The sequence below is a fragment of the Legionella waltersii genome (assembly GCF_001468085.1).
Lineage (GTDB): Bacteria > Pseudomonadota > Gammaproteobacteria > Legionellales > Legionellaceae > Legionella > Legionella waltersii.
Window position 1 is genome coordinate 140,863 of sequence record NZ_LNZB01000038.1, and the last position, 8,022, is coordinate 148,884.

Consider the following 8,022-nt stretch of genomic DNA (forward strand, 5'->3'; position numbering starts at 1 on the left):
CCTTCCCTAACCTATATGCTCATGAGTTATAAGTACTCGCTCAGAGCGTGCATTTTCTAATTCAAGGCGTTGTTTGCCATAATCCACGCTCACCACTTTCCATCCCGCGAGCGCATCGCCTTTTTCCAGGGGAATGGTTTTGTAGTCATAAGCAACACTGGCAACAGGGACTTGTTGAATGCTGTCAATACTCACGACAGAAAATGGCAGACTCTTTATGGGTACATATTTGACGGGGGATTTTTTATCATCCAGGTGAGTTACTACCTCTTTGATGGAACGAAGCTCTTGCCCTAAGGTGTTTTGGGTATAACTTAGAGTCTCAGTCAATTGTTTGCTGTCGACTTCTCGAAGCTGGTCGAGTCGAGTTGATAACTGCGCTATTTGTTGGGTGATGGCATCAAAATTAACCTCTGGCAGGGGTTTATTAACCGTTTCGCCCAAGGTTTTTAATTGAGACTGCAGCTCGTTTAAGCGTGAAACGACCAGAGTGTCTGTAGCGGTGTCTTGTGTTAAAGATGGCTCATTTCGAGTGGTTGCCAAACCCAGCAAGGTGGACGTACCCATTGCCAGCATTAAGCCCACAAAAAACACTCCTTTGCGAGTGGGTAGAATCAAAAGATTTTTTAATTGTTTGATGGCGTTGTTGTTCATGCTTTTTTTCCTTGAGAATGAGTTTGTGCTTTGGCGTATTGTGGTTTTAATTTAAAATTAACCTGGCGATGCAGCGGGTCTTGAATCAGGGAAAATACTTGCTGTCCCACCAGAACTTCTAATCCATCCTGTACCGTCAATGGCCCGAGATTTCTCACCACTTGCGGTAGTGGTTGATTCATGATGTCTTTAAGCGCCTGACTTTGCACCTTCTCATCAACCAGGGCGTATCCTGAATAGTGAATCCAATGAGTCAGTGCTTCACCTACTGTGTGGATTTGTTGAGGGAAATGGATTTGTTGCACGGTAAGTAAGGGGTTAATTTGTGAGGTTAACGGCTTATTCTCAACGGTTGCGTAGCGATTCACCTGGGTAACATTGGCAGCACTCACCGTGTGGGCGCACAGGCAAAAAAACACGATACTGGTTGCTGTTTTTAACTGATTTACTGTTTTCACGGTTAAAAATCCCCCATCACGCTTCAAAAAGCGCAATTTTTAATTTCATTGATTTTTTATCTGCCAATACTTAAGCGCATTGGCAGTCCATTGGATTTAGATTAGAAAATGCCTGATAAGGTCCTCACTAATCCTTGCTCTAAAGCAGGTCTTGCGTCTTTAAAGGACAAATTCACTTTATCGGCATTAGACACCACACGAGTCCGATAACGCTGGTAATTGGTTTGTTTGCTGGATGTTTGATACGTGCCTGATGCGGTCCCGTTTTCAAGAGCAGAATTAAAATGCTCCTGCACCGTTACCCCTTTTCCTACGCGTTCAGAAATTTGAACGTCCGTTACTACGGTGTAATTGACGTCTTTTACTAAGGAATCAGCAGCCAATCCTACAAGCCCCCCTGCAATTCCACCGCCCAGCATGGTGTTAGAATTTCCAAAAGAACCAATGGCAGCACCAGTAGCTGCTCCTGCTAAGGCCGAGCCATAACCACCGCCCAGAGCATTTTGAGAGGCAGAGCGACTCATTTTCCCAACTTTCAGGATATTGGCCTGAATCATGTAATGGGCTTGTGAGGGATTAGTAACAACCCGATAGCCACGCTCAGTTAATGCCTGGGCCAGCGGTTTCTCAATCGCCAAGCTCTCTTCTGAGGTGTTTTTGACGGAGACAAACACCGTTTTTTGTGACGGCGCAACGGGATCGAGAAAAATGGTTTTACTTAATTTAGTATTTGCCTCTAAAGTGTGGTGCTCCAGTGCGGTTTGGGTCGCAGCACAGCCTATTAATGTCGATACAGCACCTGCTATTACAGTATATTGGATTGCTGTCTTAAGTCCTGCTCTTGTTACACTCATCATTATTCCTTTAAATATTATTGTTATTAGTCCACGGCATTTTTATTAATTAATGGGTCTTATTGGCATTATCGTTAACATGTACCGGCTTTATATTAAAAACACCCTGCTCTTCCTCTTTTTTTACTTTAAGATAAATTTCTTCACGATGTACGGGAATTGATATTGGTGCATTAATGCCCATGCGCACTTGATTGCCTTTAACGCCTAAGACGGTGATATTGACATCGTCACCAATCATCAACGCCTCTCCTATTCTTCTGGTTAAAATTAACATGTGTTTTTTCCTTTTTTTATTAATGAATAGTCATTGATGGATTTGAATGATGTTGAAACGCCAGGGTTTCGCAGGCATCCGCTGTTTTTTCAAAAGCCTCCCAAACCTCAGGACGAAGAGTTTCGTCATACGCTAATAAAAGCTTGTTGGCGCATTGTTGTAGCATGGTCAGTAAATCTTCAGTCAAGGTTCTCATTGAGTTACGCTCCTATGTGTTGTTTGATTTGACTTAAGTAAGCTCTTGCCACTTCAGGACTTCGGGTTGGCCTGATTCTCTGTGGTGCTTGAATTTTTGGGATCTCATGGCCTTGTTGAACCAATTGGGATACTTGCTCATAAATTTCTTTAAACAAACCGTAGGCCACACTTTCTTGTTCAATCTTGAAAAAATCATCGGGTAGTTTTTTAGCTATGAACTCAGTCAACGGATGGCTCCAGCTTAAAATGGTTTTGTAGACACTGTTCTTAATTTCCCTGTAAGCAATTAACGGCTTCGGCAGGCCTAAATCATCGTAAAAAGCCATGCATAGCGCTTTAAATTGTAGGCAATTGGGTGGATATTCTGTAAATTTCCCATTTCCCGATAAATTTCTTAATCTGTCCATTCCACTCTCCAGTGCTTTAGGCGTTAAGCCTTTTAATGCATCAAACCAGGTGCCATTGTCTTTTGGGCCACATTTAGTAAGAAACAGATGGCCGTAAATCTTGGTTAATTCCACCCATAGCCACGAAACGTGATGAGTGCTCAAGCTCGGTAACGATGACTTTTGAGGTTGGGAATAACTCTTCTGTTGAAGGTTTGCAGGCATTCTGGTTGTTTCTTCGGACTTCTTCCAAGGCTGCGTCATAAGAATTGACTTTAGGGGATGCACGCTCATTGTCTTTACTCCTTGTCTGAGTTTTTGATATCACTGACTCTTGTTGTTTACGTTCGGCATGTTTAGCAAGAAAACTTAAGTAAATTGGGTTGAAGTCAGCAAAAGTACTTCCCCATGCCGTATTTTTGTCAATAAATTCCTGGATGATATTTGCGTCAGTCGCAAATCTGTAGCCTGATGCAATTGCTCGTGCAATTGTTTTTGGGCTAGGGTAGAAATTTGGGGATATGGGTTGTTTTAAATTTTTATCCCCAATTGTCTGGCCTAAGTTATTGTTGTTTGTATTGTTATTTATATTAATAAATAACTTCTTTTCAGATGGATTAGGTATGTTAAATTCTATGTTAAGTTCCGTGTTAAGTTCCTCATCAAAAACCCTATTTTCATCAATGTTTTCTTGGGCCTTTGCTGAGTTTGACAGTATGTTAATTTCCGTGTTTTCGAAGATTTTACTAAAAATTTTAGGTAGTTCAGGGAAAAGGAATTTGAGGGATTGACCTTCGGAAACCACTTTAAAATATTCCCCACATTCCTTCTCAATTGATTTGATGTAATTGCGAATAGTTTGTTTGGATGGCGTACCACTTTCTTTTCTTCCTGGTGCGGGTTTAATTTCAATCAGCTTAGCAAGCTCATGGTATGAGACATCATAAACGATACCCGTTGTTGGATCTGCTAAGTTAATAAGAGACTTAATTAATAATGCAGGACCATAAGGGAATCCAATAAATGGGCGCTCTATATCTAATTTGGCTTTATTGAAGCTAACGACTGCTTGTAGTTTATTTATAATTGAAGTTTCATTACACATCTTTTAAATATCCATTAATTGTTATTTGATTGGCTCAATAAATTAAACAAATTGTTCTATTGGATTTATATGACAATCAAGACTAACTCCAACGTAATATGGCAGACCTAAAAACATCATTACTGCTCCAAATCCAAAGGCATACATACAACCGTCAGGTGGTTTTACCCTTCGTTACATCCCGATGATCAATATGCTTTAACCTAGAATAAGAGTAACCGTTAACGGTTAAAATTACAATTTATTTTTAACCACAATAGTTAATTATATATTATTAAAACAACCATACGACATTAACTTATTGTATTTTCATGTTTTTTATATTGATGTATAGGTTAATTTTTACGAGGATTTATTAACCATTTTGGTATATCATAGAATAAACATACACCTGACTGAATTATTGAAATATGAGCAATTCTGCAATAAACAAAGTGTCATCTCCTGAGGCTCGTGGAAAAAGAATAAGATTCATTCGTGAACATCTGCTGTCTCTTGCACGAGAGGAATTCTGTCGTGACTCCAATATTACTGCTCAGTCACTAAAGGGGTGGGAATTGGCTTGGGGAGGTGGTTTATCCCAACAAGGCGCTATAAAAATTGTAAAACGAGCTAAAGAATTAAATATTTATTGCACCGAGTCATGGTTAATGCATGGCATCGGTAGAAATGCCACACCGATAACAAAAGACTTAGATATCCAAGAGGGCGATGAAAGTCACATTGCCAAAGAATTATTACTATTCAGAGAACTACAGCACTCTATTGATACTGTGATAAAAGATGATGGCATGGCCCCCTTCTTATACCCTGGAAATTACGTTGGCGGTATAATAGTCAGCAATATTGAGAATGCCATTGGAAAAGAGTGTATTATTATTGCAGATAACGATGAAATATTTGTGAGGATTTTAAAACGCGGTGAAGAGCCAGCACGATATGACTTGGTTTGTTTAAATGAGCACACCGCGTTAGTGAAGAAAGAAATAAAAAATACTGCCATTAAATTTGCTGCCCCAATTGTTTGGATCCGCAGAGTTTTTCGAGAAAATAATTACTAATGAAAGCTTACAATAAATATATTTTACCCAACCCTGAATTTTATATAACCAGATTTACCAAAAATCCTAATCTGCCTTATGTTCTTTTTATTCATGGTGGGCCTGGACTTAACTGTGGAATCATAGAGTATCTTATTGAGCACCATAATTTATTTAATTCCCTGCAATACAATATTATTTTGTATGATCAGCGAAATTGTGGGAAATCTAATAAGCTTCCTGGGCATATACTGCATCAGGATAATACAGACGATTTGCAAAAAATAGTTTTACACCTCACTGATCATTGTAATCTTAATATTTGTGCTTTAATTGGACATAGCTATGGTGCAAAACTACTTTTTGATTACTATAAACGTTTTGAATCCACCATTCCTGGTGTTTTTATTTCTACTGCGAAATCAATACTGACACCTCGCTTGAATAATTTAATGCTTGACCTATCTTATTTGAAAAAAAGCAATGTTGACCTGTACAACAAAATATTTAATGAAATTGATGACATTGACCTTAATAAGCTCTGGAAAATATCAGAACAATTAACTCCAATTTTCCAAGAGAATAAAGACAGGCCTTATTTATATTGGGCTAATTTAGAGTATTATAATTTAGTTCAAGAGGTTCAAAAGCGTATTAATTTACCATTGGATACAAAAACATTTATTAGTATAAGGCAAGATCTTTACTCAAGCGAATCGAACTTCTCTGTTAATATAAATGAGCTTGAAATCTTTAAATTATGGATAAATGGTTTTCATGATTTTGTCATGAATGGACATGAAGTAGCAATGTCAAAAGATCATGGGATTACAACGTTCTATAAATCTTCTCACTATCCACATCTAGAAGAGAATGATCGTTTTAGTGAGCTTCTAAATGAATTTATTAAATAGACCTAAAGCCTTCATTTTGCTATTTTCCATATTATTATGCCCTACTGTTAAGGCCCAATCTCAAATAAAAATATGTTTGACCGGCAGGATTGTAGAAAACTTAAAATCATATGGGCAATCTTTTCTAAATGCTGCATATCTTGCCAAAAATAAGAGCGATCTACCTAACAAAGTAAAAATTAAGAGTTATTTTTATAATAACAGACCACTAGAGCCAATACATATATATAATCAAATGGTAGACGATGGCTGCTCTGCCATAATTGGATTTGAATATCTTTCCGATTTGCTGTTGGCTATAAAAGAACAGAAAAACGATACAATACCTATTTTTACGTCCTACGCCAGCACCACCGATGCAGATCAATTACCTAAAAATATTTTCATCTTTATGCCTAGCTATGATTATCAAGTCGAAAAAATGCTGAGCTACTTGCATGACCACTATAAAAATATAGACGACATATTGCTAATTACGGAAATCAATCGTGATGAGATGCTAAAGTATAAAGAAGTGTATTCATCTGCCCTAAAAAAAGACCACATCAAATATGCAACTTTTGATTTCCTCGAAAATGACAATGACATAGAAGGGAAAATAAAGAAATTTTTGAATAAAAAGAAATATCAATACGTTTTTTTATTATCAGGTGCAATCGCCTCGGCAAAAATTGCTAATGTTATGAATGACCATGATACTATATTTATTGGCACCGAAAATTTTGGATCATCCGTAAGTCAAACTTTTTTTATGCGGTTAAATGATAAGGTTATTCGTTCTCATTTCATTCGCAATTTAGATTTTATACAACCCAGTGATGCTTTATCTAAATTTGAAAAAACTTATACTCAAAAATACCATGAGAAACCCACTGTATTGGCGGCATATACTTATGATGCGATGGGCATTATTTTAAAAACATTGAATAAAACTGGTACCGTTAACACAAATAGCATATTAAGCATTAATTACGCTGGAGTCACTGGCGCCTATCTAAAAAAGCGTCAATTCTATCGGTCGGCCAATTACGTTATTCTGTCAATTAATAACGATGGATATGGCTATGAAAAATAAAAGCTGTCATTCAGCACCCTAATCGGACCACTTTGTCATCACCTAAAGGGACCACCCCATTAGCACTTAATGGGACCACCTAGTCATCACTTAAAGGGACCAGGCTGTCAGCAGCTAAAGGGACCACCCCACCTATCAAATTTTGGTTAAAAATGAGCATAATTTTTCTCTGTTTATTCATAAATAGGGAAAAGGATGGCAAACCGGAGATTTGAGATGCATGAATATATCATTATCATTAGCCAATTGCGTGAAGGTGCTACGCTTAGAGGGCTGTCCCGAGACAAACTTGCCGATAGAAAAACGCTTAGGAAGGTGCGTGATATTGCAATTGAGCAAGGTTGGTTAGAAAAAGATAAGCCAATACCCTCTGAACAGGAGCTGGCGTTATTTTTTGAAAAGAGCAGTGCTAATAGCTTTTTGAGTATACAGCCATACCGGGTGAAGATTGAAGAATGGACCAGACAGGGCGTTCAGGCCAGCACCATCTACGCTCATTTGCAACGAGAGCATGGTTTTAAAAGTAGTTATAGCGTTGTTCAACGCTATATCAAGTCTTACAAGGAAAAACAACGAGCAGTCACCACGATATTAGAATTTAAACCGGGCGAGTCAGCACAGGTTGACTTTGGGCAAGGACCTAAAGTTATCGATGGCAAAGGAGAAGAACAGAAGACCTGGATCTTTGTGATGGTGCTCTCTTGGAGCCGTCATATGTATGCAGAAATGGTCTTACATCAGGATGTTGAGACATGGCTTGCCTGCCATCGTCGTGCCTTTGAATGGTTTAACGGTGTTCCAGAAAAAATAATTATAGATAATGCGAAGTGTGCGATTACGAAGGCTTGTTACCACAACCCTTGTGTTCAAAAGGCATATGGGGAGTGCGCCTCAGGCTATGGTTTTATTATTTCCCCATGTCCTCCGTATGATCCCCAGAAAAAAGGCCGAGTTGAATCCGGGGTTAAGTACCTTAAAAACCGCTTTGTTCCACTGCGCCAGTTTAGAAGCTTAAACGATGCTAACGAGCAGTTAAAGATCTGGTTAATACAAGAGGCTGG

General features: G+C 38.4%; 11 protein-coding genes. 4 read left to right on the top strand and 7 right to left on the bottom strand.

The genetic code is table 11. The features are described 5' to 3' along the window. Window positions 1-6: 6 nt before the first annotated feature. The 7 genes from Lwal_RS08255 to Lwal_RS08280 all read right to left on the bottom strand — a co-directional run bounded on the left by Lwal_RS08255 (window position 7) and on the right by Lwal_RS08280 (window position 3,932). Window positions 7-654 carry a hypothetical protein gene (locus tag Lwal_RS08255; protein ID WP_058480347.1) on the bottom strand — a complete coding sequence of 216 codons (648 nt, stop codon included), beginning with the start codon at window positions 652-654 and terminating at the stop codon, window positions 7-9. Next, window positions 651-1,112: a PFGI-1 class ICE element type IV pilus protein PilL2 gene (gene pilL2, locus Lwal_RS08260; RefSeq protein ID WP_058480396.1), complete on the bottom strand. Its 462-nt coding sequence runs from the start codon at window positions 1,110-1,112 to the stop codon at window positions 651-653. The genes Lwal_RS08255 and pilL2 overlap by 4 nt, the downstream gene beginning before the upstream one ends. 101 nt (window positions 1,113-1,213) lie before the next feature. Further along, entirely contained in the window at window positions 1,214-1,966 is a 753-nt protein-coding gene (locus tag Lwal_RS08265) for a complement resistance protein TraT (protein WP_058480348.1), read from the bottom strand. Between the two features lie 49 nt (window positions 1,967-2,015). Beyond that, window positions 2,016-2,243: a carbon storage regulator CsrA gene (gene csrA, locus Lwal_RS08270; RefSeq protein WP_058480349.1), complete on the bottom strand. Its 228-nt coding sequence runs from the start codon at window positions 2,241-2,243 to the stop codon at window positions 2,016-2,018. Between the two features lie 19 nt (window positions 2,244-2,262). Beyond that, the gene (locus tag Lwal_RS17370; protein WP_157066276.1) at window positions 2,263-2,439 is read right to left on the bottom strand and encodes a hypothetical protein; all 177 of its coding nucleotides are present in this window, start codon (window positions 2,437-2,439) and stop codon (window positions 2,263-2,265) included. Between the two features lie 4 nt (window positions 2,440-2,443). Then, the gene (locus tag Lwal_RS08275) at window positions 2,444-2,848 is read right to left on the bottom strand and encodes a hypothetical protein (protein WP_231951004.1); all 405 of its coding nucleotides are present in this window, start codon (window positions 2,846-2,848) and stop codon (window positions 2,444-2,446) included. A 73-nt stretch (window positions 2,849-2,921) separates the two neighbouring features. Continuing rightward, window positions 2,922-3,932, bottom strand: a complete 1,011-nt coding sequence (locus Lwal_RS08280; protein WP_058480350.1) for a hypothetical protein — start codon at window positions 3,930-3,932, stop codon at window positions 2,922-2,924. A gap of 410 nt (window positions 3,933-4,342) precedes the next feature. Here Lwal_RS08280 and Lwal_RS08285 point away from each other — a divergent pair, with 410 nt between their 5' ends. The 4 genes from Lwal_RS08285 to istA all read left to right on the top strand — a co-directional run. After that, window positions 4,343-4,993, top strand: coding sequence for a hypothetical protein (locus tag Lwal_RS08285; protein ID WP_058480351.1), 651 nt, complete (start codon window positions 4,343-4,345; stop codon window positions 4,991-4,993). Next, window positions 4,993-5,886, top strand: coding sequence for an alpha/beta fold hydrolase (locus Lwal_RS08290; RefSeq protein WP_058480352.1), 894 nt, complete (start codon window positions 4,993-4,995; stop codon window positions 5,884-5,886). The genes Lwal_RS08285 and Lwal_RS08290 overlap by 1 nt, the downstream gene beginning before the upstream one ends. Further along, window positions 5,870-6,961 carry an ABC transporter substrate-binding protein gene (locus tag Lwal_RS08295; protein WP_058480353.1) on the top strand — a complete coding sequence of 364 codons (1,092 nt, stop codon included), beginning with the start codon at window positions 5,870-5,872 and terminating at the stop codon, window positions 6,959-6,961. The genes Lwal_RS08290 and Lwal_RS08295 overlap by 17 nt, the downstream gene beginning before the upstream one ends. Before the next feature lie 216 nt (window positions 6,962-7,177). After that, on the top strand, window positions 7,178-8,022 hold an 845-nt coding region (gene istA / locus Lwal_RS08300; protein ID WP_193787222.1), incomplete at its 3' end, for an IS21 family transposase.

What these genes read in the sequence shown, in the direction of transcription:
- csrA (WP_058480349.1), bottom strand. Translation starts at nt 2,243, where the DNA reads ATGTTAATTTTAACCAGAAGAATAGGAGAGGCGTTGATGATTGGTGAC.
- Lwal_RS08275 (WP_231951004.1), bottom strand. Translation starts at nt 2,848, where the DNA reads ATGGACAGATTAAGAAATTTATCGGGAAATGGGAAATTTACAGAATAT.
- Lwal_RS08280 (WP_058480350.1), bottom strand. Translation starts at nt 3,932, where the DNA reads ATGTGTAATGAAACTTCAATTATAAATAAACTACAAGCAGTCGTTAGC.
- Lwal_RS08295 (WP_058480353.1), top strand. Translation starts at nt 5,870, where the DNA reads ATGAATTTATTAAATAGACCTAAAGCCTTCATTTTGCTATTTTCCATA.
- Lwal_RS17370 (WP_157066276.1), bottom strand. Translation starts at nt 2,439, where the DNA reads ATGAGAACCTTGACTGAAGATTTACTGACCATGCTACAACAATGCGCC.
- Lwal_RS08285 (WP_058480351.1), top strand. Translation starts at nt 4,343, where the DNA reads ATGAGCAATTCTGCAATAAACAAAGTGTCATCTCCTGAGGCTCGTGGA.
- Lwal_RS08290 (WP_058480352.1), top strand. Translation starts at nt 4,993, where the DNA reads ATGAAAGCTTACAATAAATATATTTTACCCAACCCTGAATTTTATATA.
- Lwal_RS08265 (WP_058480348.1), bottom strand. Translation starts at nt 1,966, where the DNA reads ATGAGTGTAACAAGAGCAGGACTTAAGACAGCAATCCAATATACTGTA.
- Lwal_RS08255 (WP_058480347.1), bottom strand. Translation starts at nt 654, where the DNA reads ATGAACAACAACGCCATCAAACAATTAAAAAATCTTTTGATTCTACCC.